The organism is Streptococcus rupicaprae, from assembly GCF_040545225.1.
GTDB classification, from domain to species: Bacteria; Bacillota; Bacilli; order Lactobacillales; family Streptococcaceae; genus Streptococcus; species Streptococcus rupicaprae.
This window is the reverse complement of sequence record NZ_JBEPLO010000002.1, coordinates 90,169-115,382: the sequence shown is the minus strand read 5'-3', so window position 1 is coordinate 115,382 and position 25,214 is coordinate 90,169. Positions and strand designations below refer to the sequence as shown.

The 25,214-nt window shown below is 45.1% G+C and carries 25 protein-coding genes, 2 pseudogenes and 1 riboswitch; of the genes and pseudogenes, 1 reads left to right on the top strand and 26 read right to left on the bottom strand.

All coding sequences use genetic code 11. From position 1 onward, the window contains the following. Positions 1 to 13 precede the first annotated feature (13 nt). The 11 genes and pseudogenes from ABID29_RS01415 to ABID29_RS12300 all read right to left on the bottom strand — a co-directional run. Positions 14 to 556 carry a BMC domain-containing protein gene (locus tag ABID29_RS01415; protein WP_354363881.1) on the bottom strand — a complete coding sequence of 181 codons (543 nt, stop codon included), beginning with the start codon at positions 554 to 556 and terminating at the stop codon, positions 14 to 16. Positions 557 to 576: 20 nt separating this feature from the next. Next, positions 577 to 1,230: an ethanolamine utilization microcompartment protein EutL gene (eutL, locus tag ABID29_RS01410; RefSeq protein ID WP_168549225.1), complete on the bottom strand. Its 654-nt coding sequence runs from the start codon at positions 1,228 to 1,230 to the stop codon at positions 577 to 579. A 15-nt stretch (positions 1,231 to 1,245) separates the two neighbouring features. Beyond that, positions 1,246 to 2,181, bottom strand: a complete 936-nt coding sequence (gene eutC / locus ABID29_RS01405) for an ethanolamine ammonia-lyase subunit EutC (protein WP_354363879.1) — start codon at positions 2,179 to 2,181, stop codon at positions 1,246 to 1,248. Positions 2,182 to 2,197: 16 nt separating this feature from the next. Further along, positions 2,198 to 3,568, bottom strand: coding sequence for an ethanolamine ammonia-lyase subunit EutB (locus ABID29_RS01400; protein ID WP_168549223.1), 1,371 nt, complete (start codon positions 3,566 to 3,568; stop codon positions 2,198 to 2,200). Positions 3,569 to 3,591: 23 nt separating this feature from the next. Beyond that, entirely contained in the window at positions 3,592 to 5,025 is a 1,434-nt protein-coding gene (eutA, locus tag ABID29_RS01395) for an ethanolamine ammonia-lyase reactivating factor EutA (protein ID WP_168549222.1), read from the bottom strand. A 118-nt stretch (positions 5,026 to 5,143) separates the two neighbouring features. After that, positions 5,144 to 5,344, bottom strand: coding sequence for an ATP-binding protein (locus ABID29_RS01390; protein ID WP_354363944.1), 201 nt, complete (start codon positions 5,342 to 5,344; stop codon positions 5,144 to 5,146). Positions 5,345 to 5,368: 24 nt separating this feature from the next. Next, complete coding sequence (locus tag ABID29_RS01385) at positions 5,369 to 6,580, bottom strand: histidine kinase N-terminal domain-containing protein (protein ID WP_354363943.1); 1,212 nt, start codon at positions 6,578 to 6,580, stop codon at positions 5,369 to 5,371. Further along, complete coding sequence (locus ABID29_RS01380; RefSeq protein WP_168549220.1) at positions 6,570 to 7,145, bottom strand: ANTAR domain-containing response regulator; 576 nt, start codon at positions 7,143 to 7,145, stop codon at positions 6,570 to 6,572. The genes ABID29_RS01385 and ABID29_RS01380 overlap by 11 nt, the downstream gene beginning before the upstream one ends. 24 nt (positions 7,146 to 7,169) lie before the next feature. Beyond that, positions 7,170 to 7,514 carry a BMC domain-containing protein gene (locus ABID29_RS01375; protein ID WP_343032958.1) on the bottom strand — a complete coding sequence of 115 codons (345 nt, stop codon included), beginning with the start codon at positions 7,512 to 7,514 and terminating at the stop codon, positions 7,170 to 7,172. Between the two features lie 87 nt (positions 7,515 to 7,601). Next, positions 7,602 to 8,735: a 1-propanol dehydrogenase PduQ gene (locus ABID29_RS01370; protein WP_354363876.1), complete on the bottom strand. Its 1,134-nt coding sequence runs from the start codon at positions 8,733 to 8,735 to the stop codon at positions 7,602 to 7,604. Between the two features lie 562 nt (positions 8,736 to 9,297). After that, positions 9,298 to 9,446: riboswitch (adenosylcobalamin (AdoCbl) riboswitch) on the top strand. A gap of 356 nt (positions 9,447 to 9,802) precedes the next feature. Continuing rightward, positions 9,803 to 10,403, bottom strand: a pseudogene (locus ABID29_RS12300) (group II intron maturase-specific domain-containing protein); the annotation flags it as partial. 4 nt (positions 10,404 to 10,407) lie between these two features. Here ABID29_RS12300 and ABID29_RS12295 point away from each other — a divergent pair. Then, positions 10,408 to 10,590: pseudogene (locus tag ABID29_RS12295) on the top strand (IS30 family transposase); the annotation flags it as partial. 48 nt (positions 10,591 to 10,638) lie between these two features. Here the strand turns inward: ABID29_RS12295 and ABID29_RS01365 are convergent. From ABID29_RS01365 to hemA, 15 genes are all read right to left on the bottom strand, one after another. Continuing rightward, entirely contained in the window at positions 10,639 to 11,238 is a 600-nt protein-coding gene (locus tag ABID29_RS01365) for a flavin reductase family protein (RefSeq protein ID WP_354363875.1), read from the bottom strand. Further along, on the bottom strand, positions 11,235 to 12,017 hold the full coding sequence (locus ABID29_RS01360) for an ABC transporter ATP-binding protein (RefSeq protein ID WP_354363874.1): 783 nt from the start codon (positions 12,015 to 12,017) through the stop codon (positions 11,235 to 11,237). The genes ABID29_RS01365 and ABID29_RS01360 overlap by 4 nt, the downstream gene beginning before the upstream one ends. After that, the gene (locus ABID29_RS01355; RefSeq protein WP_354363942.1) at positions 12,014 to 12,793 is read right to left on the bottom strand and encodes an ABC transporter ATP-binding protein; all 780 of its coding nucleotides are present in this window, start codon (positions 12,791 to 12,793) and stop codon (positions 12,014 to 12,016) included. The genes ABID29_RS01360 and ABID29_RS01355 overlap by 4 nt, the downstream gene beginning before the upstream one ends. Continuing rightward, a complete protein-coding gene (locus ABID29_RS01350; protein ID WP_354363873.1) occupies positions 12,781 to 13,587 on the bottom strand; it encodes an ABC transporter permease in 807 nt (268 codons plus the stop codon). Before ABID29_RS01350 ends, ABID29_RS01355 begins: the two co-directional genes overlap by 13 nt. Next, positions 13,580 to 14,530 (bottom strand): ABC transporter permease, encoded by a 951-nt coding sequence (locus ABID29_RS01345; protein WP_354363871.1) that lies wholly within the window; start codon positions 14,528 to 14,530, stop codon positions 13,580 to 13,582. The genes ABID29_RS01350 and ABID29_RS01345 overlap by 8 nt, the downstream gene beginning before the upstream one ends. 204 nt (positions 14,531 to 14,734) lie before the next feature. Further along, positions 14,735 to 16,348 carry a nickel ABC transporter substrate-binding protein gene (nikA, locus tag ABID29_RS01340; protein ID WP_354363870.1) on the bottom strand — a complete coding sequence of 538 codons (1,614 nt, stop codon included), beginning with the start codon at positions 16,346 to 16,348 and terminating at the stop codon, positions 14,735 to 14,737. A gap of 13 nt (positions 16,349 to 16,361) precedes the next feature. Continuing rightward, positions 16,362 to 17,477 (bottom strand): NADH-dependent flavin oxidoreductase, encoded by a 1,116-nt coding sequence (locus ABID29_RS01335; RefSeq protein ID WP_354363869.1) that lies wholly within the window; start codon positions 17,475 to 17,477, stop codon positions 16,362 to 16,364. A gap of 721 nt (positions 17,478 to 18,198) precedes the next feature. Beyond that, positions 18,199 to 18,789 (bottom strand): histidine phosphatase family protein, encoded by a 591-nt coding sequence (locus ABID29_RS01330; protein ID WP_354363867.1) that lies wholly within the window; start codon positions 18,787 to 18,789, stop codon positions 18,199 to 18,201. After that, a complete protein-coding gene (gene cobS / locus ABID29_RS01325) occupies positions 18,789 to 19,508 on the bottom strand; it encodes an adenosylcobinamide-GDP ribazoletransferase (protein ID WP_354363866.1) in 720 nt (239 codons plus the stop codon). Before cobS ends, ABID29_RS01330 begins: the two co-directional genes overlap by 1 nt. Further along, positions 19,505 to 20,089 carry a bifunctional adenosylcobinamide kinase/adenosylcobinamide-phosphate guanylyltransferase gene (gene cobU / locus ABID29_RS01320; protein ID WP_354363865.1) on the bottom strand — a complete coding sequence of 195 codons (585 nt, stop codon included), beginning with the start codon at positions 20,087 to 20,089 and terminating at the stop codon, positions 19,505 to 19,507. The genes cobS and cobU overlap by 4 nt, the downstream gene beginning before the upstream one ends. Continuing rightward, positions 20,082 to 21,368: a glutamate-1-semialdehyde 2,1-aminomutase gene (hemL, locus tag ABID29_RS01315; protein ID WP_354363863.1), complete on the bottom strand. Its 1,287-nt coding sequence runs from the start codon at positions 21,366 to 21,368 to the stop codon at positions 20,082 to 20,084. Before hemL ends, cobU begins: the two co-directional genes overlap by 8 nt. Further along, entirely contained in the window at positions 21,365 to 22,342 is a 978-nt protein-coding gene (gene hemB, locus ABID29_RS01310; RefSeq protein WP_354363862.1) for a porphobilinogen synthase, read from the bottom strand. The genes hemL and hemB overlap by 4 nt, the downstream gene beginning before the upstream one ends. 3 nt (positions 22,343 to 22,345) lie before the next feature. Further along, complete coding sequence (locus ABID29_RS01305) at positions 22,346 to 23,056, bottom strand: uroporphyrinogen-III synthase (RefSeq protein ID WP_354363861.1); 711 nt, start codon at positions 23,054 to 23,056, stop codon at positions 22,346 to 22,348. Next, positions 23,053 to 23,961 carry a hydroxymethylbilane synthase gene (gene hemC, locus ABID29_RS01300; protein ID WP_354363859.1) on the bottom strand — a complete coding sequence of 303 codons (909 nt, stop codon included), beginning with the start codon at positions 23,959 to 23,961 and terminating at the stop codon, positions 23,053 to 23,055. Before hemC ends, ABID29_RS01305 begins: the two co-directional genes overlap by 4 nt. Then, positions 23,948 to 25,207: a glutamyl-tRNA reductase gene (hemA, locus tag ABID29_RS01295; RefSeq protein ID WP_354363857.1), complete on the bottom strand. Its 1,260-nt coding sequence runs from the start codon at positions 25,205 to 25,207 to the stop codon at positions 23,948 to 23,950. Before hemA ends, hemC begins: the two co-directional genes overlap by 14 nt. Positions 25,208 to 25,214: the final 7 nt, after the last annotated feature.

The window sequence follows — 25,214 nt, the reverse complement described above, 5'->3', positions numbered from 1 at the left end:
AAAGGCTCCTTTCTTATAGATTTGTCAGAGCTTCAATTAAACGAAGCTTGTTTGCAAATTTTATTTCTTTTTTACTGAGACCAACTGTTTCTTCGCGGTAAGCTATACTCCTTAGATCAACAACCTTCATCTTTTCAAGTTCTTCTTTTTTATATTTAATAGTTAACGAGGTTGCTTCTTTTGGTGATCTTTCTTCAGAAGATTTTTTTTCTATTTTAGTTGGAATTTCTTGACTCTCCGCTGTTTCCGCAACTTCCACATGATATTCTTGCTTTTCTTCACGAGCCCCAGAGAATAAAACCTTTGTTTGATTATCCAACCGCGAAATAACATGACTAGTCAGGTAATATGGGTGATCTTGGACTGCTTCCACAGCTGCATCTACAGCTGATCGAACAGCACTAACATCTCCTATTAACTGAACCGTATTCAATCCGGACTTAACCGTTTCAATATTCAGCAAAGACACATTCGCTGCTTTTAACGCTGCATCTGCTGCAACAACAGCTCCTAGATAACCCTTTACTTCAATTAAACCTAGTGCTTTTTGTGTCATTTATCTACCTCATCTCAGAGTTAGTAGCTTTTTGGATCATTGGCGATAGAAACAACAGTCCTTGCAAATGCATCACACGCAGCACGGCAGGCTGATTGAGAACCAACCAACAATCCACCTGCAAAGTTTGTTTCACTTGGTGGACCATAGAAGGCACCAACCTGCACATCCGCTGCTTTCAAAGCCGCATCTAAGCCAACCATAGCTTCAGCAGGTGGAGCAATCAAATATGCTATTGCTGTACCTTCATCTGCATTGGCACCTGCAGATAGATAATGACCTGCTCGAGATACACAGTGAGCAAAATAAGGGATACTATTGTCTTCATTAGCACTATAGAAACTTGCTCCATTTTCAATCTCATATACAGCCACATCCAACCCACTACGGACTTCCTCTGGATTTGGTCCCGCTAATATACCAATGACTTCACCTGCTAGTTTCGTAGAGGCATTTCCTGCACCCGCATACATACTGCGAGCATAGACCACTTCTACATCCGCTGCCTTAGTTGCCTCATCTAAAGCGACATAGGTCACATCATCACAGTCAGAAGTTACAATCCCTAGACTTCTATGATGAGGCTTCAATTCCAAAGCAGCTGCAAGGCCAGCATCTACGTTTGAAATAACCAAAGCACTCAATACATTTGCACCTAAACGTTCATTTATCACCGTTTTGTCCTCCTATTATTTTAAATCAACACCTGATTTTTTATTATCAAGGATTTTCTTAACAATTTCTGCTACGTAGGCTCCTGCCTCAACAGCTGGTGTTCCACCTTTTTGAATATTAGACACTACTGTCCGCTTGGCTTCTGCCATACCAACCGTTGGGCGATAGGCTAAGTAAACACTCATGGACTCTGCTGTCACAAGACCTGGACGTTCACCAACCAGCATACACACCACTTCTGCTCCAGTTAATTGGCCGATTTGATCCATAGCCCCAACACGAGCATGCTTAATAAAGAGTACTTCGTTATAATCCAAGCCAAACATCTTAAGCCCCTGTTTCAAGGCTGGCAAGAAGTCTTTAGCATTAGCTTCAATAGCAGATGAACTTAGACCATCTCCAACAATAACTTGGACTTTTTGATTTGGCTTACAGGTTTCTTTGATTAATTTTTGGGTTTCTTCTGGGAAAATACGGCCTAAATCTGGACGAGTAAGGTACTCATCTTTAGAAGAAGCACAAGTTTCTACCGGAATGAATCCAAGCTCTTTGACAAATTCCTCTGATACGTAAGAGAACACAGCATCCTGAGCAGCTGCATGGTCCGCTCGGAATCGAAGAACCGTTTCTGTTTTATAACGGTTGCCAGCTCGCCACAGCCCTAAACGAGCTGGTGTAAATTTTTTAATTTTACGGTAGGCTTCTTCATTGATCGCATTAGGAATCAAAAATTGCTCCTGAATATCTACTTCTGTAATATCCGGAATCATGTCATCCTCAATGACAGAAGCACTGGAATTCGGTAACGTTTTATAGGAAATACCAGCTGATTCTTCTGATTCTTCATCTGATAGACTGCCAGCTGGAACTATTGGTTGTGCTGTTTCTGTTTCTGTTTCCATTTCACTCAAGAATGAGCGAATCAATTCTTTTAATTGTAGTTCGTCCACAAAGATATCCTCCTTACTAGTTTGATTTCATAAAGATCGAACCATCACCACCGATTTCAGTTAAGTGACCGTCTTTCATCAAGCCCATTTTTTCCATCCACTCTTCAAACTCTTTAATTGGACGTTTGTTGAGAAGATCACGCATGGTCGCTGTTTCATGGTAACCAGTGGTTTGGTAGTTAAGCATGATGTCATCCCCATGAGGAATGGCCATGATGTAGTTAACATTAGCCGCCCCTAAGAGCACCAAGAGGTTTTCAGCATCGTTTTGGTCAGCCTTCATATGGTTGGTGTAGCAAATATCACAACCCATTGAAATACCTGATAGTTTACCCATAAAATGGTCTTCCAAACCAGCACGAATCACCTGTTTAGAATCATAAAGGTACTCTGGTCCGATGAATCCCACCACCGTGTTAACCAAGAATGGGTCAAAACGTTTAGCAAAGCCGTAACAACGCGCTTCCATGGTAACCTGGTCTGCCCCATGGTGGGCATCAGATGACAACTCTGAACCTTGACCTGTTTCAAAGTACATAACGTTTGGACCAGCAGCTGAACCAACCTTGAGCGCTGTATCTCTAGCTTCTTGAATCGTTGCTGCATTGAAACCAAAAGCTTCGTTCCCTTTTTCTGAACCGGCGATAGATTGGAAAACAAGTCCTGTCGGCGCCCCTTGGTTCATGGCTTCAATTTGGGTAGTAACGTGAGCCAAGACACAGTGTTGGGTAGGAATTTTAAACTCTTCAATGAAATCATTGAATTTGTGAAGCACACGTTTAGTACTTTCTACCGAATCATCAACAGGGTTGAGCCCCAAAAGAGCGTCTCCACAACCATAGGCAAAACCTTCCATAGTAGAAGCCATAATGCCGTCTGGATCATCTGTCGTATGGTTAGGCTGTAGACGGGAAGAGAAGGTCCCTGGAACACCAATGGTTGTATTAGCTGTCTTAGTGATAATAATCTTATTAGCTGCCACAATCAAATCCAAATTGGTCATTAGCTTAGCAACTGCTGCAACCATCTCAGATGTCAATCCACGAGAAATCCATTGAATATCAGTATTGGTCGTCTTGTTGTCCAGAATCCACTCACGCAATTCCTGTACTGTCCAATGTTTGATTTTCTCATAGGTACGCAGATTGACATCATCAATAATAATACGAGTTACTTCATCCTCTTCATATGGAACAACAGGATTATTGAACAAATCTGCCAATGTCAACTGAGACAAAACCACCTTGGCTGCGACACGCTCTTCTGCCGAACCTGCCGCAACACCAGCTAACTGGTCTCCTGATTTATATTCATTGGCTTTCGCCAATACTTCTTTGACTGATCCAAATTCATAGACCCGGCCAAATAACTTGGTTTTCAAAATCATGAATGATTTCCTCCTTTGTGTTTTTAATTAAAGACTAATGTTTTAACAACAACCGGTAGAACAGCACCTTCGATCACAGGATTTCCAATATCAATGTAATCGCCATTTTGGACCTCTACCGAATCAATGCAAACGAATGGATAATTTCTTGGCAACTGGGCATACAGACATTGGCCCAAAACTTTAGCCATATCCTCACGTACTACTATAATGAGTGGGATTCGTTTATCAATGCTTTCCTTCATGCCGTGCACGATGGCTATCGCATAATCTTCCACACGGGAAAAACTTGGATTCTTCTCGCCATTAATAGCTAGCGCAACTTGCTGCACTTCATTTTCCAAGGTAAACCAACGGATCTTGTCCTGGATAATACCTGCGAGTATTTCTCGAGTTGCCACTTCATCTGAAGCTGCGAGCTTCAAAACAGGAATATTTTTAATCGGTAAAACATCTGAGATATAAGTAATCGTACTGCCACTAACATCTGTCGTATGGCTACCTGCCCCTACTACGGTTGCTCGAATGGTTTCTGCTGATTTGATGACCTTTTTTTGCTCAAAAATCTTTGATTTTCTGAGCGCTCTTCCTAAGAGGATACCGATATCTCCATACTGAAATTCGTTAGTGAATGGTTGCTCTTCTAGGATAGCATCAGCTACTCCTCCAGAGAAAGATACACATTTTATTTCATAATTTAGCTTGAGACCATGGTTAGTTTGCAAGAGTTGGTAATACGGACTATCGTTTACAATGCCAACCGATTGTTCCAGGACACTGACCATCTCATGAATCAAGTCATCCAAGTCTGCTCTGTTAACTACTTGACCAATCGCCAGCGATAACTTTTTATCTGCGATAATAGTCTGCAACTTAGGAGCAATATAAAGGATTTTATGAGTGAGCGGATCCAATCGAATCAAGCGTCCACCAATGTCAAAACATCCTGTATCTATCAAATCTCCTTCGCGGAAGACCGCCAAGTTAGAAGTCCCTCCACCAATATCAATATTAACAACAGAAGTATGGTGTTCTTGCGAATATTGATGGCTACAAGCTCCCTTACCAGCAATGATACTTTCAAGATCAGGACCCGCTGTCGCCACCACAAAATCGCCAGCATAACCACTCAGGGCTTGTAAAACCTGACTCGCATTTTCTTTACGGGCTGTTTCACCTGTAATGATGACAGCTCCCATCTGGATATCCTTTTTCGCAATTCCTGCTCGCTGATATTCACGTGTTACAAATTCTTTAATTTTGTCTACTTCAATCAGCAAATTCTCAGAAATCGGTGTAAAAATAATCTCGCTTTTATAAAGAACTTTCTTATCTGTGATATAGACTCTTGGTATGGTAAAAACTGATGCAATATTTTCAATGGTCAGTTCTGATAGGACAAGCTGCGTCGTTGCTGTCCCAAGATCAATCCCGACACTCAAAATCTTATCTGACATGATATTTATCTCCAAAAAAAGACGCTCAAAGCAATGCAAGTACCTGTGTACTTACATACTTTAAGCGTCATTGCTTTTTAGACCGACATCGTTGTTAGCCTATGTAGTTTACTAAATATTATTGAAAAGTAATCATGGTCGCAGTTCCTCTTTTATCTGAAGTCATACGCCACTTTCCAGATAATCGACTTTTTACAAAACGATCAACTATCATTAGTCCCAAGTGATGATTATGAAGAGCACTAGAATCTAAACCGCTTCCATTATCCTCAACTAACACCCTTATTATATCATTTGTTTTTCTGATTTGCAAACGAATTCTTGGATTTTTAACAACTTTTCTTCAAAAAGCATGTTCATAACTATTTTGAAGCAGTTCATTGATAATTAAAGCTAAGGCTAATGCCCGATCACTATTCAGCTCAATACTAGCGTCTATTTTGCTGTCAACAATAACCTTCATCTCTTCACTTGCAAAGCAATTCTGAATATTTTGTACTACACCCTGTATTAATGGGGCAACCAATACCCAATCTGTATCTTGAATGGACAAGCGTTCGTGCATCATCGCGATAGAGAGTACGCGATTGATGCTATCCATTAAGTTTTTTTGAACTTCAGGACTTTGCGATTGATTTGCTTGTAAACGCAATAAGGATACAACCGTTTGCAGATGATTTTTCACTCGATGATTCATTTCACGAAGTGCGACCTCTGTCATAACCAACTGTTGTTGCTGGCGCTTAGAGGCTGTAATATCGCGACAAATCATGACTAAGCATTGCATCTCTGGTATCACATACTGTTTAACCGAAAACCAATACCGTCCGTACTCTCTTTCAACCAGATTTGAGTACTGTTCTTTCAATTGATGGCTACTGATTAAAATGTCTTGAAAGCTGATATGATCTAGGACTAGATTGTCATGGGTCATCCCGTCTATAGAATCCATGTATGCTAACTGTTTGCGATACAGCTCCCTTGCTGAATCATTAGCATAAATTACCTGACCATTTTGGTTGAAGACTAAGGCACCATCCTCCATATACTTCAGAAAAGAGAATTGCTGAGCATATGACTCGTAAAAAAGATCATCTAGCTCATAACTACCATAACTGTCTTTCTTGATTGAAAAGTGTAGCGGCTTCATCTTATCAGCCTGTCTCTCTAAAATAAGGCAGGCTATCACTTTATTTTCTCGAAAGATGGGAAATACCGTTTGCTGGACCAACATGCCCTCTTGCGAAATTGCAGACAATCCTATAGTTGGAACCCCTGTCTCCAATGTTCGTAAGACTCCTGGTTCTTTCTCCAAATAAGCTTTGTCTCCTACTACCGTCCGCTCGTATAAACTTGCACAAGTACTAGGCTTTTTGTGAAAAACTACTACTGCATGTTCTGAATAAAGACTCTTTACATCAATAAAGATGTCTTCCGGTTCTTCTGTATCTGCAGCCATTAGCTCATCTGCTTTTGATAGAATACAGGAAATATCTTCTTGACTCAAGTCTGTTTGGTCTTGGCATAACTCAACAATCCGCTGTCTATAGGTCATCATTTAATACAAACAATTTAGCGATTTCCACCATCGGTACTCTCTTTTGCATACTGATAGTTCTAATCTGTTTAAACGCCTCTGATTCGGACAATTGATCTCGTAGCATCAATACTCCTTTAGCCTTTTCAATTACGATACGATCGTCTATTTTTTTGGTGAGTTTGACCATTTCCTGTGAAAGGTGTTGCATTTCTCTGCCTTTCTCAATGCAAACTTCTACCATCGGAACAAGAGATTTTGCATCTAATGGCTTTACAAGGTAACCACTTGCACCGTAAGCCTTTGCTTTCTGAACATGAGGATCGTCACTATAGGCAGATAATAAAATCACACTGTATGCTAACGCATCATCCAGTATTTTCTTACACGCTGTCAAACCATCTAAGAGTGGCATTTTGATATCCATCATGACTAAATCACAACGGTATTTTTGGCATAATTCAATGGCTTCAAAACCATCAGACGCCTCTGCGACCACTTCGTAGTCAGCCGCCTCCAAAATTGTTCGAATATCCAATCGCGTGATCGGATCATCATCTGCAACAAGTACTCTTCCTCGCATATCCCTCTCCAAATATGTATCGTTTTATGTCCGTGTCACAATAGTGCTTGAGAATCCTAAAATTTCTTCCAGTCCTTCTAGAACCGCTACTAAAGACGCTTCTACTGAGGAAACATCCCCTGTCATCACTACAGATCCACTAAAGCGATCAACAAAACCAACTTGTACATCTGCTGCCTTCGTCGCAATGTCCACAGCAATAATAGCCGCTTCACTTGGTGTAATGGTCAAAATGCCAATGGCACCTTTTTTATCGACTATCAGTCCCAGTTTATCATAGATGACATCATCTGGGTTAGCAATGAGATGCGCCAGTGTAACTTGTTTTCCTGGCACATACTCTTGTATCATACGTTGCTTTTCTTCCACTTTATCTTACCTTCTTTGCTCTTTAACATAAGCATTGAGGTACTTGGCTACATTTTACCAAAAGCAACCTCAAATAGCAATTAAAAACTAGAACGCGTTTTCAAGTATTGAAACCACTTCTGACACGTTAGGAACACGTGGGTTGGTATCCGTACATTTATCACGAATAGTCGCCTCTGCGATTTCCTGCTTATACAGCTGATAGTCTTCTGGTAAAACCCCATAAGCCCTTAAAGAAACTGGTAAGTCCAGTTTTTTCTGAAGAGACTTAATTGCATCTATCAACTGACGAACCCCCATACGTGGGTTGGGAGCACTGCAGCCTATCAATTTAGCAATTTCTTGGTAACGGTGTGCTGTTTTCTTTTCTGTTACCTGCATTCCTTTATTCATACCAGCATTATACTGGATAACATGTGGCATGAGAATACTATTTAGGCGCCCATGGGGAATATGAAATTTGGCTCCTGCCGCATGAGCCAATCCGTGGTTTATCCCTAGAGAGGCCGTGTTAAATGCCATTCCAGCTAAAGTAGATGCAATGTGCATCTTTTCTCTTGCCTCACTGTCCTGACCATTTTTATAAGCCTTAGGCAAATAGTCAAAAACTAGCTTAATCGCTTTTTCAGCTAAAGCATCTGAAAAATCAGTGGCTTGAGTTGAAACATAAGCTTCAATAGCATGCGTCAACACATCCATACCGGTATCAGCCGTAATATTGGCAGGCAAAGATAATACCAGGTTTGAGTCTAAAATAGCGACATCTGGTAGAATTTCGCGAGAAACCAAAGGATACTTGGTTCCCTGCTCTGCATCCGTAATTACCGAAAATTCCGTCACCTCAGAACCAGTCCCACTCGTTGTTGGAACAGTAACCAAAACAGCATCTGGGAAAAGTCCTTGCTGGTGAGCAAAATAATACATAGCTTTAGCTGCATCAATAGCAGATCCGCCACCAATAGCTAAAACAATACTAATCCGCCTGCCATTTGCTGCTTGAATACCAGCTACAACTGTATCAATCGGTGGGTCTGGCACAATTTCAGTGAATACAGCCACATCATTACTGCTGTCTAGATAGGCCAACATTTTATCTAATTGACCACTTTCTTTCAAAAAAGGATCTGCAACCACTAAGATATGCTCATCCTTATAGACTTTTAATTGTTCCAAGGCACCCTTGCCCACATACAATTCTGTTTTATAGAATATTTTGTACATTTTTTCTCCTTTCTACATGAATATTCTGTTATATAACCAAAATAGCTGCAGGAAAAGAACTACACCGAAATTCGTCATAGTTTTCCATACAGCTACATTGCTTGATGATAAATGTGTACGTCTTTGTACCCAATGCTATTGTATCACAAGCTTAAGCAATTAGCAACGGTTACCTTATTTTTTCATGATAATCGCTTGAAGAAACTTTAGCTAAAACTATTTTCCTGATCAAACCTCAACTTGATCACTACACTACTATATTAACAGTGGAGATTCTTCGTATACACAACATCATCGCGTTTTTTAAACAGTATCCAGGGCGATGAAAAGCCTGCACATCACACTAGCAGATAAAACGATTTCCTAGGTTTTAGTAGCGACAAATGACACCAAACAATTTATTGTTCAATTTAATCCATAGAAAAACTCTATCTGATAGTGCTCAAATAATTAGAACTTGTAAGAAGATAAGTATGAATCACAAAAATATCCCCTAACTCGGTTCTTTTATAAGCATTTTTCTTGTCAAATAACACATAAGGTGATATACTAAAATCGCTAGGAATGATTTTAGTACTTTTAAGAACATGGAAGCTTGGTGAAATCCCAACACGGTCCCGCCACTGTGATAAGCTTTTAAGCTTTAAGTCAGGTCTTTGTTCTTAAATTTTAGTAGATTTCACGCCTCGATGTAAGGTGGTGACGTCATTTTGGAATGCACTGATTCGCAGCATACTCCATTATTGGCTCTACGTTTAAGTACGTATCATTTTCTAAAGGCATTTACTGTCTTTCTGCAATGAAGCAGAGCCGATAATTGGGAAAGCTGCTGTTAACCAACGAAGGTTAATTAATAAGGTACAACGTTGTATGGGAAAGCTTTCTTTTTATTGCATCTACAGCCCCTGTCCAAAAAGGATAGGGGTTTTCGTAATCAACAATAAAAATAAAAAGCTCTAAAACTTTTAGAAATTTCTACGCATCTCTTTATCCTCATTAAAATCGAGTAGATTCTATTCTCTACCCTCTCTTACAACACCTTACATACTAGTCTAGCACACGGTGCATCAACTAGCTTTTAAGGCATGTCTTTCTAGATAATAATCTAAGTAAAAAACCAGCCCACGTTTATCAAGGACTGGTTTTGATATGGTACGTTTCAGTACTGACTTCTGAGTCACTAATTGATAGAGATGCTTTATCAGCTATCCATTTTGGAACTCCTAAATTAAGAAGTTCATAAATTTGCTTGGATTTCTTCTTCCACTGCTTCCAGACAACAACTCTAACCCTTGCTCTCAGTCTTTCTTGATGACTGCCGTAACAGTTTTCATATCCATCAAGGAAAATATTTTATCCAACCTCAAATAAGCCAATTCAGTTTCTCAATTCTGCTGTCTAGATCTATACGCCATTTACAAGTCTTTAGTTTCTTGAGTTTTCGCTTGAAATCTGCAAACTATCTTGATGTGGAAGACTATTCCAACACTGAGTTGATTTTCTAGAAACCAAGTCCTAGATAGTTTAGCTTGCTTGACTTTCAATCCTAGTCGCTTTTCGACAAATCAGCTAACAGAGTACATGACTCATTTAGCAGCCAGTCTCTTCACTTACGACTGTGATGGAACAATTATCTGCGTAGCGGATAAAGATTTTCAAGCTCTTTTTCTAACTCAATGAGCATTCTAACGGACTCTTGGGCGACAAGGACTGCCTAAGCAGATGGATTTCTGTTTAATAAGAATTTTTATCTCCTATCGCAGACAAACGCAACCGAATCTCAAGGAAATCACTCAATTACCAAACTCCCTACCAAGTTTTTCTGAGATACTACAAAATAGACAACTTAATTTGATAAACGAGTATCTATAAAAGCTGTATAGGAAAGTGCTTCCTTTTCACACTACGCCTTGTCTGATGATGGCGTTTTTCCCTCGTCCTGACGGCGGAGTTCTTTGATAATAGATCCCATTTGAATCGCCTCATCATTGTAGTAACGGTACTGTCTAGCAGCACCATCCCCAATGTAGCTAATAGGCGAGAACTCCTGACTCTTGAAGGCGCCGTCATCATCAATCAGGGACTCATCGACAACGCGTCTAGTTACTCGGGCAATCACATTGGTCAAAGCCCCACAGGCCACCATCTCAATCACTTGACACTCCATAGAGACTGGGCACTCGTTGACCAGAGGGGCATCGATGGTTTCCCCCAATTCATAAGTCAAGCCCGTCAGGGCAAACTTGTCTTGCCGACTGTTGAAGCCTGCAATTTCAGAGGCTGTGGTAAGTTCTTTGGTCGGCACATTAACCGTAAAGTGACCATATTTACTGATTTGGGTAATGGCATTCCCCTTGGTACGCATGGCCATGACCAGCATGCTGCCTAAGGAATAGACTGAACTTGATGTTGTCAGGTTGTAACCATGAACCTCATCCTTGTAGCCTAAAAAGAAGACTGGGAAGCCAAAATAGAGTTTGCGTGTTTCAAATGTTTTTTTCATGTTCTTTCTCCATAGTGTTGTGTCTCCTGCTCTAACTGAATCACCATTTTCCTAATCTGACACTTGGAATACTTGGGATTCTGACTTTCGATCAAGAGGTTTTTACTAGCTGGGTGCTTGACAACAAGGGGACTGGTAAATTCTGTGATTTCGTCAACAATTCGCCCATCAAACATGACCACCACACGGTGGCAAATGGCATAACAGAGGTGAAAATCATGGGCGATAAAGACATAGGTATAACCATATTGGGCTTGTAGACGGTAAATCAAAGACAGCAGCTGCCCTTGGATCCGAGGATCTAACCCGCTAAAGGCTTCGTCAAAAACAATGACCTCAGGGCGCAAGAGAAGGGCCCTTGCTATACAGACCCGCTGCAGCTGCCCACCACTCAACTGACGCGCTGTTTTGGTTAGGTAACTCTCATCCAGACCAACATCTTCTAAGGCTGTCACCAAGTTCTTGCGACACTGTGGTTTCGGTAGGGCTTCACTCAAGATGTCCTCAATGGTAAACAAGGGATTGACCGAGTGAAAGGCGTCTTGAAAAACTGCCACAATCCGAACCCCATCTCGTCGGACATCGTAGGGCTTACCATCGACAAGAATTTGCCCTTTGCTGGGTTGCTCAAACCCCAAGATCAGGTTGGCTAGCGTGGTCTTGCCACTGCCGCTCTCCCCCATAATACCAACGATTTCTCCCTTTTGAATGGTCAATTGGCAATCCTTTAACACCTCCTTATCACCAAAGGTTTTACAGACTTGCTGGCAATCAATCATCTCTCCACCAACCTTTCATAAGGATTACCCAGCACCAATTCTTGTGTGTAGGGGTGGCTGGGCTGGGTTAAAATCGTCTCTGCTGGTCCTCGCTCGACCAGCTCACCCTTAGCCATCACCACCATCTCTCCTCCTAGTTGTCGAGCCAAGTCATAATCATGGGTTACTGTCACGATAGCTTTTCCTTGCGCCTTGAGAGCACTTAGAAGCCGCAACATATTTTCCCGATTATAGGCATCCAAGGCTGACGTTGGTTCATCCAGAATCAGGACCTCCATGTCCAAACACAGCAGCATGGCCAACATGACACGCTGGAGCATCCCCCCGCTCAATTCAAAGGCATAGCTCTGTAATACCTTTTCAGCATGGCCTAAGCGCAGCTCTTTCATGGCCTGTAAGGCCATGTCCAAAGCCTCCTGACGCGAACAGGAGCGATGACTAAGGATGGTCTCAATAAAATGCTCCCTGATTGTTTGAAAAGGGTTGAACATGGCCATGGGATTTTGTGTCATATAGGCCAACCGCCGACCTAGAAAAGGACGCAAAGCCTTGGGGGACAAAGACAAGAGGGAGACACCATTGTAAACCACCTCACCGGTCACCCTTGCTCCCTCAGGCACCATCCCTAGCATAAGCTTGGTCAGAAGCGTTTTACCTGAACCACTCTCCCCAATGATGGTGACCACCTGCCCCTGTGCCACACTCAAATTGACCTGCTTGAGAACCAGGCCTTCTGGAAAGCTCAGGGTCAGGTCTTTAATCATTAGCCCTTCCATAGGTGTTTCCATCCTTTCTCTTCAACCGCATCGCTTAAGACATTAAAGGATAAGACGGTCAAAAAAATCGCTAAACCAGGTGCCATCATCATCCACGAAGCTGTCCGAAAATAAGGTCTGGCATCATAGAGCATCATGCCCCACTCGGTAATATTGGGCTGAACACCGATACCTAGAAAGGAAAAGCTCGAAATCATCAAGATAATATTACCAATATTCATCAGAGCCAAAACCAAAATCGGTTTGTAAACAAATGGGAAGATGTGGTAACGAAGGATATGGCCGGTTGACATGCCCATCATTTCTGCCGCCATCACATAAGCCTCTTGTTTGGCTGTTTTAACAAGATTGGCGACCAAGCGGGCATAGAAAATCCACTCGACCATGACAATAGCCACCATCATGTTGACAATCCCTTGGCCCAAAATCCCAGCTGCAGCTAGGGAAAGCAGAAAACTAGGAAAAGCAGAGGCCACATTGGCCAACCAGAGAAAACCGTCTTCTAATCGCCCCTGATACCAGCCAACCAATAGCCCGACTAGACTACCAATTGATACCTCAAGCACCGTAATTATCAGGGCAAGAAAGAGAGAGAAACGAGCTCCCGACACCAAACGCGACAGGATGTCTCGCCCCAACTGATCTGTTCCAAACCAGTGGCTACGAGTTGGTGCTAGTAATTTTTGCGACACATCAATGTACTGGGGGTCATGGGAAACAAGGGCAGGGCCAATCAAGGCAATAAGGAAGAGAAAAATAAGCAATGTGCCAGGCAAAAATAGTCGTTTAGCCATGCGGTTTTCTCCTTCCTTTTCTCACACGCGGGTCAACCCAGTTTGCCAACCATTTGCTAAAGACATTATTTAATAAAAACAGGCTACCAAAGAGCAACATGCAGGCCTGAATAACCGGCAAATCAATGGTCTGCAAACTGTAAACAAAGACATGCCCTAAGCCACTCCAAGAAAAGACTTCCTCAATGATCAGAGCACCTGTCATCAGGTGAACAGCCGTTAAGCTAAGCCCTGTGGTAATGGCTGGCAGGGCATTGGGCAAGAGATGATTTTTGATGATAAAGCGTAACTTGACCCCCCTCAGTCGTGCATTTTCCACATGGACACTGGTCAGTTGTTCACTAATTGTCCGGCGAATAAGCGCCGTGTATTGACCAATCAGGGAAAAACTCAGGGTTAAGCTGGGGAGCAGGGCATGACCTGCTCCTGATTTCCCTGACACAGGCACCCATTTCAGATAAACACCGAACACCAGCATCAGGAGGTAGCCCAACCAAAAAGTAGGTAAAGACACGCTTGTAAACGACAGCAACTGAATCAATTTGTCCAGCCAAGTACCTTTATATAGACCACTGATGATCCCCAGAGGAAATGAAAAGAGGAGTACCCAACAAAAAGACAAGAAGCCAAGAGACAGGGTAGATAGGAAACCATCTATCACCAGAGGTAAGACAGGTGTCTTCCAGACATAAGAGACCCCAAAATCACCGACCACAGCCCGTCTGGCCCAGAGCAGGTACTGCTCCAACCAAGGCTTATCCAATCCCAACTGGAGTGTTGCCTGTTTCAGCGTTTCATCGGTGATAGCGATTTTAGATACCCGCAGGTAGTTCTCCGCAGGATTGGCTGAGGTCAACTTGGTCAGCATAAAACTTAAGGCTGAGATGAGAAAGAGGGCTGCTAAGAAGGACAACACTTGCTTTAGGAGACGAGATAGAACCATTTCTTCTTTTCTTTCTAAGACCTATACTAATAACCTGGACAGGTACAACTTGAGTGTCGGTATAATGGCCTGCAATTCCTGGGAGCTAAATAGATTAGCTTGATCATCCTTGCACTGCCAGGCCTTGATCCCTCGTCTGGTAACAGTAGGGAAGAGGCTAAACTGCTTATTACACTGACCATACCTGTTCGTCACGAGCAGTTCTTATTTTTTACTAATGTAACGCACTGGGAAGGCATTCTCCTCTGGAGCGAAGCGCACCCCCTCCAGCTCGCCTGTACGGTAAACAGACACCACTGATTGGTAGGTCATTGGGATATAGAGCCCTTCCTCATGCAAGAGGGTCAGCACTTTTTTATAGCCCGCATCTACTTTTTCCTCATCTGGCTCAACCAAGGTTGCCTTGATGATTTGGTCAATTTCTGCCTTGACAGGAAGGGATTCTAGCGCAATATTTTCTGGATGCCCGTGCTCAGCTTTTGAGGTTAGTGCAGACATCCAAGCATGAGGATCCCAAGGTGCTCCCCAAGAGAAGGTTAGCATCATGTCAAAGTCCCCAGACTTGGCATTAGCCCAATAATCATCTTCTTCAATAGCCTTGAGCTGGACGTCAACACCGATTTTGCGCCATTCGCCTTGGAAATACTCTCCCAAGTCCTTGTCCGTTGCCTTAGATGAGATGTAAGGCATGTGAACAACCATTTTCTGACCATCCTTTTCACGGATACCATCCGCGCCTTTTTTCCAACCAGCCTCATCCAACAGTGCTTCTGCCTTAGCCAAATCATAAGCATAAGGAGTCAGACCCGCATCGGCGTGAGGGGTTGATTTAGAGAAAATCGTATCCGCTGGGGTTTCTGTCCCTCGGAAGAGGTCCTTGGCAATAGAGGCCTTGTTCATGGCATGGTTCATGGCTTGTCGGACCCGCTTATCTTGGAAGACAGGGTTCTTAGCATTTAGCAAGAGCAGACGGGTTGACATGGGTTGTGACACAGCGGTGGTGTAGGTGTCTTTGTCTTTGGCATATTGGGCAAAGGTATCCAACCCAATCAGGCTGTTGCCGTAGATAAGGTCCAGATTCCCCGCTTCAAACTCCAGCGCTCTGGTTTGGGCATCAGGAATAATCTTGACTGTGACTTCTTTCAGAGCTGGTTTGTCGCCCCAGTAGTTCTCATTACGAGCCAGGGTGATGTACTCGTTGCTTTTTTTATCCTTAACGACCCATTGACCAGTACCAATAGGAGCCTTGACGCTCTTGGTCGCCGTGTCATCCCCATCTGGAAAACCAGCATCACCGAGGAAGCGAATCGGCCGAATCATGGACAGGTCATACATGGTGGCACTGTAAGCCTGCTTGAGGGTTAGCTCAAAGGTATGTTTATCCACAACCTTATAACTATCTAGCTGTTCCGTTAAACCAAACCAGTTGTGGTTGCCGATGTTTTCTTTGGAGAAAATCGTATCAAAGTTGCGCTTGACATTATCTGCGGTAAAATCAGAACCATCAGAAAACTGGGCTTTTCTCAGGTGGAAGGTGTAGACTTTACCATCCTCACTCATGTCCCAGGACTCGGCCAAGGCTGGCTCAATCACGCCATTGTCGCCATAACGAACCAGACCTTCGTAAACCAAATCTTGGATGACAAATTGATCAGGGTTGTAGCGATGAGGATTGACATCCCCAAAGTCTTCTCCCCAAGCCATGACCAGAGTATCTTTAGCGTCTGCCTTGCTGGACGAAGCCTCCTTGGTGGGTTGACAAGCTGCCAAACAAAGACTGGCAGTGACTGCTAAGAGCCAAGTTAATGTTTTTTTCATGGTAACCTTCTTTCTAAATATGGTAGTCTTCATAAGTATTTTCTAAGTAATCTCTCAAGTCTTCAACAAAGGAGGTTGGTAACTTGAGGTGTTCCTGCAACTCATCACGATAAACCGTAATGAGGTCAGTCGCCTCTTCGTCTGTGACTTTGGCTGTCCAGTCAGGGTCTAGGAGCAGGGCCCTCCCCAAGGACACCAAGGGCACACCAGCATCTAAAACAGCCTGAGCATCCTGTCTTGTCTGGATCGCTCCAACTGCGATGAGAGGCACACGGTTTCTAATTTTCTTAACAATGTCAAGAAGAATCGGCGGGCCTGCTTCTTTTTGACGTAAAGACGGGCGAAAGGCCGCACTAGCCGATATATGGAGGTAATCAACCTCTAGAGTAATCAACTGTTCCAGCAGCTGGAGGCTATCTGCCAAGGTAATCCCTGGCTCTTCAATCTCCTCAGGAGAGAAACGGTAGCCGACAAGAAAAGGACGGCCAACTTGCTTAGCCAACTGCTTGGTCTTTTTCAAGAGGGTTTTAGCAAATCGCATCCGGTTATTGAGGCTGCCCCCCCATTTATCACGACGGTGGTTGGAATGGGGAGAGAAAAATTGCTGGATGAGGTAGGTATTGGCACCATGCAGCTCCACACCATCAAAACCTGCTGCAATGGCACGTCTGGTAGCTGCCAAAAAATCCTCTAAAACAGCTTCTACCTCCTGATGTTTTAAGGCACGAGGCTCAACAACATAGCCGTGTTCAGCCTTGACAGCACTGGGTGCAACTGGCTGTCCCTCAATCAAGTGAGGCGCTACCATACGCCCTCCGTGGTAGAGCTGTAAAATAGCCAGGGAGCCATTTTTCTTCATGGCTTGAGCGAGTCGCGAGAGTCCTTCAATCTTGTCATCTTCAGCAGCACTGAAGCTGTCCGCAAAGGCTTGCCCTTGCGGGTGAACATAGGCACTACCAGTAATCAAGAGACCTGCCGATAAGGAGCGCCGCTCATAAAAATCAATATCGGCTTGCGAAACATAACCACCAGGCTCACAAGCACTGAGGGTCATCGGAGCTAAAACCACACGATTGCGGGTCTTTAAGCCTTGACCAATAGGAACTTGGTCTTGAATCTTGTCAAACATCTCATCTCCTCCTTTTTTGAGACTAATCTAAAAGCACCAAAATGACCGCTGATAACTGGGCCTTTTTAGGCCTTATGCGATACATGACCGTTTGGGTAATCTATCTTTAGTGAGATTAATACCATCACTTGTGGTGTCGTCACCCCCCCATCTTCAGCTTGATTGATGTGAATGACTAAGGGGGAACCCTAAAAACGAGCTTTTTACCTACGTTTTCTAGGTCAAAAACTGATCAAATCAACATTTTAACCCTTGGGCAATTGAGGGCTTAGCGCCCCTAAAATAAGGACAAGGCTCGGTCAACCGAACTCATCTTATCCTTACCCCCTATTTCTAGGTAAAAACCAGAGAAACTTAAAATGACCAGCTGTTCCACCTTTATTTCCTCTAGCTGGTTAATCAAGACAACCGCAGGCGTCTTTTCCCAATGTCAGCATTGCTTGGCAGCAGTTATCAGGCACTTTAGTGCTATTCCATCACTGTTTGACCTACCAGCTCAACCAACAAAATAAGCTGATTGAAGGATGTCGAAATGAGCTGATAACTCTCGATCTTTTGCAGCTTAAATGTTATATGACGACAGAGGCTAATTCAACGCAGAACCCGCCGATGAGGTGAACAGACCTGTTCAGGATAGTTCGTTGAGATGGTCAGGGAATAGCAGCCAACCGCTAAGCGTCATGCGTTGGTCACACAGGTTCCCCGAGTAAGGACTGCACCTCTAGTTTACTCCAGCCAAGCTCTGACACAACCACTGTCCCTTGTCGTCCTGATGGAGGCAAATGACCTGACCTTGAGGAAAGTCAATCTCCCAAAATACAGCTGCTGGGTCAACCAGTTCTTGATACAAGAGGCGCAAGACCCCCAAATGACCAACGATAGCCACTGAGGCACTAGATGACCCTAGGTTCAAAGCGCATGCAGCGGCTTGAACGCGTTCTCTAAACCGATGAAAGGGTTCGGCTGCTGGCGGGGTAATGTCAAAAGGACGTTCTAACCAAGCGAGCCACTGGCTGGGATAGGCAGCTTCGATTTGGTCTGCGGTCAGCCCTTCCCAGGCCCCAAAGCCCTTTTCATCCCAATCCTTAACCACCTCAAGAGCGTAGGCTCCTCCAAAGACCAGCTCTGCTGTCTCTTGTGTGCGCCTGAGGGAGCTGACATAAACGCGCTCTATAGGGATAGCCGCCACCTGCTCTGCCATGGCAAAGGCTTGCTGTCGTCCTTTGGCATTGAGTGGAACATCACTGCTGCCATAAAAGCGTCGCTGGGCATTATAATCCGTTTCACCGTGTCGCATCATATAAAGGGTCATTACATCAATCCTATCACTAAAAGCATGTGGGCAAGTTCCACAAAAGCACCGAGAGTGTCGCCAGTGTGCCCATCAATTTTTCGATAAACAAACCATCGGTAAAAGATAGCACCGACCAAAACTAGAAGGTAAGCCAACAAGCCCTTGGGACCAAAACCGAGATAAAGCACAAGGATCGGCAAGACCTGCGCCAGAGCAATATCCCGCGTACGTGTTCCAGCAAAGAATTGCCCACTCCCCCCACTGCTACGGGCATAGGTCATCTGATAGAGTTGGAGAGCCAATCCAGCCTTGCCAATCATCGATAGGCAGACAATGAGCAACCACTTGGGGTCTGGTAGATAGGAGTAGCTCATCAGCATTAGGGCGTAATAAAGAAGCAAGGCCAGCACCCCATTACTGCCAATGCGGCTATCCTTCATAATCTCTAGCATCCGTTCCTTATGTCGGGAAGAAAAGAGCCCATCAGCCATATCAGCCAAGCCATCCAAATGAAAGCCCCCTGTCAAGAGCACATCAATGACGAAGCTCAAGACCCAAGCGATCGGACCTGGTAACACGAGCACCAAGAGGGCATAGGCACCTCCTGTCAAGCACCCCAGTAATAACCCAAAGAGGGACAGGTAGGGGACACCTTTTCGTAAATGCTCCAAGTCAACAGACTTGTTAATCACCAAACGGCTAAAAAATTGCGTATAGATAATCAGGGCTGAAATCATTTGAGTCGCTGGGCAAGGCCACAGATAACTAGGTAGACCTCGCTTGCCTCCTTCGCTAAAAATTGATTGACCTGCCCAAGAACATCCCTGAAGTAGCGACCCAAGGGCGTATCTGGAACAATCCCTAAGCCAATTTCATTGGTCACAATGTAGACCTCGCCATCTTTATCACGCAGGCTAGCAATAATCGACTGCCACTCTGACAAGAGTTGCTCCAACAGTTGCGCCTGTTCGGTACGACTCAAAAAGCAGGTCTCATCAAGAGTGATCTTATCTGGCCATTGGGCTGCCACAGTATCAAAAAGAACGTTTGTGGTCAACATGGTCACACAGTCCAATAAATAGTTGCGGTGACTAGCTCCGCGCAACCACTCCCCTAGACCAGCGTATTGTTCATGGGTCACCCAGGCCTCAGGACGCCGTTGCTGGTGCAGGCGGACACGCTCTTGCCAGTCTGGATCGTCCTGTCGAGACAGACCTGTCGCCAAATAACAGACATCAGGCTTGTCCCAAAGCGCTGCCTCTGCAAAGGCAGACTTGCCACTGCGGGCACCGCCCGTCACTAAGACAAGTTTAGCCATGGCAATCTCCTAACACCTGATCAAAGGCTACTAAGGTTTCTTCAATATCTTCTGAGCTATGGGCTGCAGAGATAAAATTGGCCTCGTATTGTGAAGGCGCTAAATAAATCCCACGCTTTAACAATCCTTGGTGAACTTTTGCAAAGAGGGCGTGGTCGCTAGCTGCTGCATCAGAAAACTGACGAACAGGATGGTCATTAAAGAAAAAGCCGAACATGGTCCCTCGATGAACAACCTGCATCGGAACCTGGTGTTTTGCCGCCAGTTCTCGCAGGCCTTGGCAGAGGGTTTTGACCTGCTGTTCCATCTGGTCAAAGAGCTCTGGGCTTAAACGGGATAAGGTTTCATAACCGGCCGTCATCGCAATCGGGTTGCCAGACAAGGTTCCCGCCTGATAAACAGCTCCCAGTGGAGCAATCTGATCCATGTAGACTTTTCTACCCCCAAAAACCGCCATAGGAAAGCCGCCACCGACCACCTTGCCCAAACAAACTAAATCAGGTTCAATCCCATAAACAGCAGCTGCACCGCCATAATGGGCACGAAAACCAGTCATCACCTCATCGAGAATGAAGAGGGCACCGTATTGTCTGGTCAGATCACGACAGTCCTTTATAAAGGCTTCATCTGCTGGGATGAGCCCCATATTGCCAGCAATCCCTTCAATAATCAGACCTGCGATGTCCTGACCATGAGCCTCAAAACAAGCCCTCAGCGCTTCACGGTCATTATAGGGCAATGTGATGGTGTCTGCCGCTGTGCCTATCGGCACACCTGGAGAATTAGGCTGTCCAAAAGTAGCCAAGCCAGATCCAGCCGCCACCAAGAAGGCATCGCTATGACCATGATAGCAGCCGATAAACTTGATCACTTTATCCCGTTTGGTCACTCCTCTCGCCAAGCGAATAGCACTCATGGTCGCTTCTGTCCCTGAACTCACCATCCTTAACCGTTCGAGATAGGGCAAGCGCTCCTTGAGCAGTTGCCCTAGGCGGGTTTCCAAGGGGCTAGGTGCTCCGTAACTGGTTCCCTTGTCGACACTGGTCTTGACCGCTTGCACCACCTCGTCATGGGCATGTCCCAAAATCATCGGCCCCCAGGATAGCACATAATCAATGTAGCGGTTCCCATCAACATCGTAGAGGTAAGCCCCCTTAGCACGGTCAATAAAGCGCGGTGTTCCCCCAACAGCTCCAAAAGCACGTACAGGACTATTGACCCCACCAGGGAAAATTTGCTTAGCTGCCTCAAAGGCTTGCTGAGATTGCTCTAGGTTCATCTGTCCTCCTTTGTCTGCCACTCTTGGGCGATTTGCTTGGCAAAATAGGTGATGATGAGATCTGCACCTGCCCGCTTAATGCTAGTCAAGCTCTCTTTGACCACCGCAGCTTCATCAAGCCACCCTGCTTGAGCTGCTGCCTTAATCATCGCATACTCACCACTGACATGATAAGCTACCAAGGGTAAGGCCGTCTGCTGTCTGACTTCTCTAATGACGTCTAAAAAGGGCAGAGCTGGTTTAACCATGAGAAAGTCAGCGCCCTCACGCTCATCACTCGCTGCCTCACGCAGGGCCTCTAGCCGATTGGCTGGGTCCATCTGGTAGGTTTTGCGATCGCCAAAGGCTGGAGCACTTTCACCAGCGTCACGGAAGGGGCCATAAAAACTTGACGCAAATTTCACAGCATAAGACATGATCGGGATATGGGCATAACCAGCCTGATCTAAGCCCTGACGAATGGCTGCAACATAGCCATCCATAGCATTTGAAGGGGCAATAATATCTGCTCCCGCCTTGGCCTGACTAACAGCCACATCAACCAAACGCTCCAAGGAGCGGTCATTATCAACCTCTTCCCCATCCAGAACACCACAGTGACCATGACTGGTAAATTCACAGAGGCAGGTATCAGCAATTAACAAAACCTCTGGACAGGCCGCTTTTAGAGCTCTAAGCGCTTGCTGAACAATGCCATCTGGTGCCGAAGCTTGACTACCGATGGCATCCTTTTGGTTAGGAATACCAAAGAGCATGATGGCCTTGAGTCCCAAGCGACTAGCTTCCTCAACCTCTGCAATCGCCTCTGCCAAAGGCAGTTGAAAAACACCTGGCATCGAGGAAACCTCTTGCTTCTGGCTTAAGCCTTCCTTAATAAAAAGGGGGTAAATCAGGTCATCCGTCCTTAACTCTGTCTCTCTGACCAAGTCTCTTAGGGCTGATGAACGCCTTAAACGGCGGTGTCTAGTGAACATCTGTTAGACTCTCCTTCTGTCAATAATCAGTTGAACCATCTGTTCAACACTGGGAAATACAGGCATGGCGGTTACTGGAACACCATCTGCCTGAACGGCTTGAGCCGTGCTCGTACCGATGACAACAACCTCATGGGTTTCTGGTAAACGAGTCGCCACTTGATAAAAACTCTCCCAAGCCGATGGACTAGCAAAGGTCCAAATCACCTCTGGCTGTTTAAGATAGGCTGATACTTGTGACTGACCCGCAACATTAGGTCTGGTCTCGTACATGGGAAAGGCCAAGACCTCATGCCCCTGCTCTACCAAGACCTCAGCCATCAAGGGATTGGACAGGCTACTCTGAGGCAAGAGAATGGTCTGCCTAGACAGGCCAAGCGCCAGCCATTCCTCCAAAAAATCACGGGCATAATTCCCTTTCGCTTCAAAAGTAATCGGATAACCAAGCGCCTCCACTGCCTTGCTGGTCTGAAAACCAATCGTTGCAATGCGATGATGGGGGCGAAGACAAGTCTGAAAACACTCTGCGGCAACAGCACTGGTGAAAAAGACCCAATCCGCAAGAGGCACTACTTTTAAGACCCTTTCTGGAATAGGATTAGCAACACAGGCAATTAAGGGCAAATGAGCCACCGTATAGCCTTGAGCAACCAAGCGCTGCTCAAGGTCTGTGGCAAGAGCCTGCTCTCTAGTTATTATCACGAACTTGGTCATCTTATGCCAACAGCTCCTTGTCTTGTCAAGTCTGCAACAGCTTGCTCAGCTAAATCAACACCCGGACCAGCGACACGGACACGACAGCAACGCTGCTCCTTGTCTGCTAACATAACCTGTAAGTCATAACCGTCTGCAAGAGGAGTCGCTAGTGCACCAATCGGGAAGGTGCAGTCAGCCGCCATCAAGCCCAGAACCTCTCTCTCCAGCCCGACACAGCTGGCTGTCACCTCATCATGAAGGATACCTAAAAGCTGACGAAGCTTTAGATCAGCTTCACGGCATTCAATCCCAAGAGCACCCTGAGAAATAGCTGGTAAGCAAGCCGTTGTTGGCAGAGGCTCCAGATACAAGTCTTTGTCTTTACTGGTCCAGCCCATACGATTGAGCCCAGCCATGGCTAAAACAATGGCATCGTACTGACCCTCCTGAACCTTCTTGATCCTGCTGTCAATATTGCCCCTCAGAGGACTAAACACCAAATCTGGTCGTAAGGCTTTTAGCTGTGCCTGTCGCCTCAAGCTGCTAGTACCAATAACTGCACCTGTTGGTAAGGTCTCAAGGCTCAGCCCCGCTTGACCAAAAATGAGACAATCTCTGACATCCTCACGCTCAGGAATGGCCGCCAGACAACAGCCCGGAGCCAAACGAGCAGGCATATCCTTAAGACTATGCACGGCTAGGTCGATCACCCCATCCAAAAGAGCCTGCTCAATGTCCTTGACAAAGACCCCTTTACCACCTATTTCTTGCAAGCTAACATGAACTAGACGATCACCAGTCGTTTTATAGGGCACCAACTCAATGCTCACCTCTGGGTAATGCGCCAAGAGCCGATCCACCACCTGTTGGGTCTGGGTCATGGCCAGTTGGCTCTGTCTAGTACCAACCTTAATGGTCTTCATCACTTCCTCCAATCTCTTCCTGCATCAAGCCGAAAATCTTACAAATCAAGGCAATGTCATAGGTGGAATTGTCCCCGACAGCCATCTCTTTGAGTTGCAAAATCGGCTCCTTAATCAGCTGGTTGACAATCCCTTTCATGTGCTTAGAAATCTGCTTTTGCTCACGCTCGGTCAAATCAGGCAATTTGCGCTGCAGGCTCTCCATAGCAGCAGCCTGTATACGCAACCCTTTCTCACGAATCTCCTGAATCAAGGGAACGATCCCCAACTGCTGGCGCCAATCATCAAAAGCAAGCAACTCTTTAGCGATCTCTAGGGTCATTTGCTGCGCAATTCGCTGGCGCTCCTCCTGGTAGGCATCCAGCTGGTTGGTGAGGTGCTCAATGGTATAAAGCTTGAGGGCAGTCCCCGCATGAACTGTCCGTGGCAGACAGAGGTCAAACACAATGGCCCCCGGCTTAAGCATATGTGGGAATATAATATAGTCACTGGTCTTAACTGCTGAAAAAACGATATCAGCCTGGGCAACAGCCTCTTCCAACTGCTCAAACCTGTGAGCCACTACCCGCTGATCCGTCAAAAAAGGCTCCGCCTTAGCCAGCGTCCTGTTGACCAAAACAATCGATCCAAAGTCTTTTTGAAGGGCATACTTGGTCACCAGTTGACCAATTTCTCCCAGACCAACGATAGCAATCTGCTTACCTACTACATCAAAACCAGAATCTTCGAGTGTTTGCATAGCTGTTAATCCAATAGATATAGGGCGGGCATTAATCCGATAGACCTCATGCATCCGTTTGGCAAAGGTAATGACACGTCTAGCCACTTCGTTGAGCATCATGCCCGTCGTGCCAACCTCCTTAGCCCGCTGAAAGGCGCGTTTGACCTGACCTAAAATCTGGGTTTCCCCCAAAATCTTAGATTCCAAGCCGACTGAAACCCGAAGCAAATGTTCTAAAACAGTATCAGCCTCCTTCATCACTAGATAGGGTTCCAGCTCTTCCGCTGGAAGCTGAAACCAATTGGCCAAAAAATGTTTGGCATAATAACGCCCAGTATGCAACTGATCCACCACTAGGTAAAGCTCCGTTCGATTGCAGGTTGATATGATAACATCTTCCAGCACACTTTTTTCCCGCTTGAGGCGTAACAGGGCTTCTTCTTGTTCTTGATCAGAGAAATGTACCTTTTCTAAGAGCGAAAATGGGGTCTGCTTATGGGTTAAGCCAACATAAAGCAAATACATGGGCTAT

What these genes read in the sequence shown, in the direction of transcription:
- ABID29_RS01350 (WP_354363873.1), bottom strand. Translation starts at nt 13,587, where the DNA reads ATGGCTAAACGACTATTTTTGCCTGGCACATTGCTTATTTTTCTCTTC.
- ABID29_RS01355 (WP_354363942.1), bottom strand. Translation starts at nt 12,793, where the DNA reads ATGGAAGGGCTAATGATTAAAGACCTGACCCTGAGCTTTCCAGAAGGC.
- ABID29_RS01330 (WP_354363867.1), bottom strand. Translation starts at nt 18,789, where the DNA reads ATGACCCTTTATATGATGCGACACGGTGAAACGGATTATAATGCCCAG.
- hemB (WP_354363862.1), bottom strand. Translation starts at nt 22,342, where the DNA reads ATGTTCACTAGACACCGCCGTTTAAGGCGTTCATCAGCCCTAAGAGAC.
- nikA (WP_354363870.1), bottom strand. Translation starts at nt 16,348, where the DNA reads ATGAAAAAAACATTAACTTGGCTCTTAGCAGTCACTGCCAGTCTTTGT.
- hemL (WP_354363863.1), bottom strand. Translation starts at nt 21,368, where the DNA reads ATGAACCTAGAGCAATCTCAGCAAGCCTTTGAGGCAGCTAAGCAAATT.
- ABID29_RS01305 (WP_354363861.1), bottom strand. Translation starts at nt 23,056, where the DNA reads ATGACCAAGTTCGTGATAATAACTAGAGAGCAGGCTCTTGCCACAGAC.
- ABID29_RS01365 (WP_354363875.1), bottom strand. Translation starts at nt 11,238, where the DNA reads ATGAAAAAAACATTTGAAACACGCAAACTCTATTTTGGCTTCCCAGTC.
- ABID29_RS01370 (WP_354363876.1), bottom strand. Translation starts at nt 8,735, where the DNA reads ATGTACAAAATATTCTATAAAACAGAATTGTATGTGGGCAAGGGTGCC.
- cobU (WP_354363865.1), bottom strand. Translation starts at nt 20,089, where the DNA reads ATGGCTAAACTTGTCTTAGTGACGGGCGGTGCCCGCAGTGGCAAGTCT.
- hemC (WP_354363859.1), bottom strand. Translation starts at nt 23,961, where the DNA reads ATGAAGACCATTAAGGTTGGTACTAGACAGAGCCAACTGGCCATGACC.
- eutA (WP_168549222.1), bottom strand. Translation starts at nt 5,025, where the DNA reads ATGTCAGATAAGATTTTGAGTGTCGGGATTGATCTTGGGACAGCAACG.
- hemA (WP_354363857.1), bottom strand. Translation starts at nt 25,207, where the DNA reads ATGTATTTGCTTTATGTTGGCTTAACCCATAAGCAGACCCCATTTTCG.
- cobS (WP_354363866.1), bottom strand. Translation starts at nt 19,508, where the DNA reads ATGATTTCAGCCCTGATTATCTATACGCAATTTTTTAGCCGTTTGGTG.
- ABID29_RS01385 (WP_354363943.1), bottom strand. Translation starts at nt 6,580, where the DNA reads ATGACCTATAGACAGCGGATTGTTGAGTTATGCCAAGACCAAACAGAC.
- ABID29_RS01360 (WP_354363874.1), bottom strand. Translation starts at nt 12,017, where the DNA reads ATGATTGATTGCCAGCAAGTCTGTAAAACCTTTGGTGATAAGGAGGTG.
- ABID29_RS01335 (WP_354363869.1), bottom strand. Translation starts at nt 17,477, where the DNA reads ATGTTTGACAAGATTCAAGACCAAGTTCCTATTGGTCAAGGCTTAAAG.
- ABID29_RS01415 (WP_354363881.1), bottom strand. Translation starts at nt 556, where the DNA reads ATGACACAAAAAGCACTAGGTTTAATTGAAGTAAAGGGTTATCTAGGA.
- ABID29_RS01345 (WP_354363871.1), bottom strand. Translation starts at nt 14,530, where the DNA reads ATGGTTCTATCTCGTCTCCTAAAGCAAGTGTTGTCCTTCTTAGCAGCC.
- ABID29_RS01380 (WP_168549220.1), bottom strand. Translation starts at nt 7,145, where the DNA reads ATGCGAGGAAGAGTACTTGTTGCAGATGATGATCCGATCACGCGATTG.
- ABID29_RS01400 (WP_168549223.1), bottom strand. Translation starts at nt 3,568, where the DNA reads ATGATTTTGAAAACCAAGTTATTTGGCCGGGTCTATGAATTTGGATCA.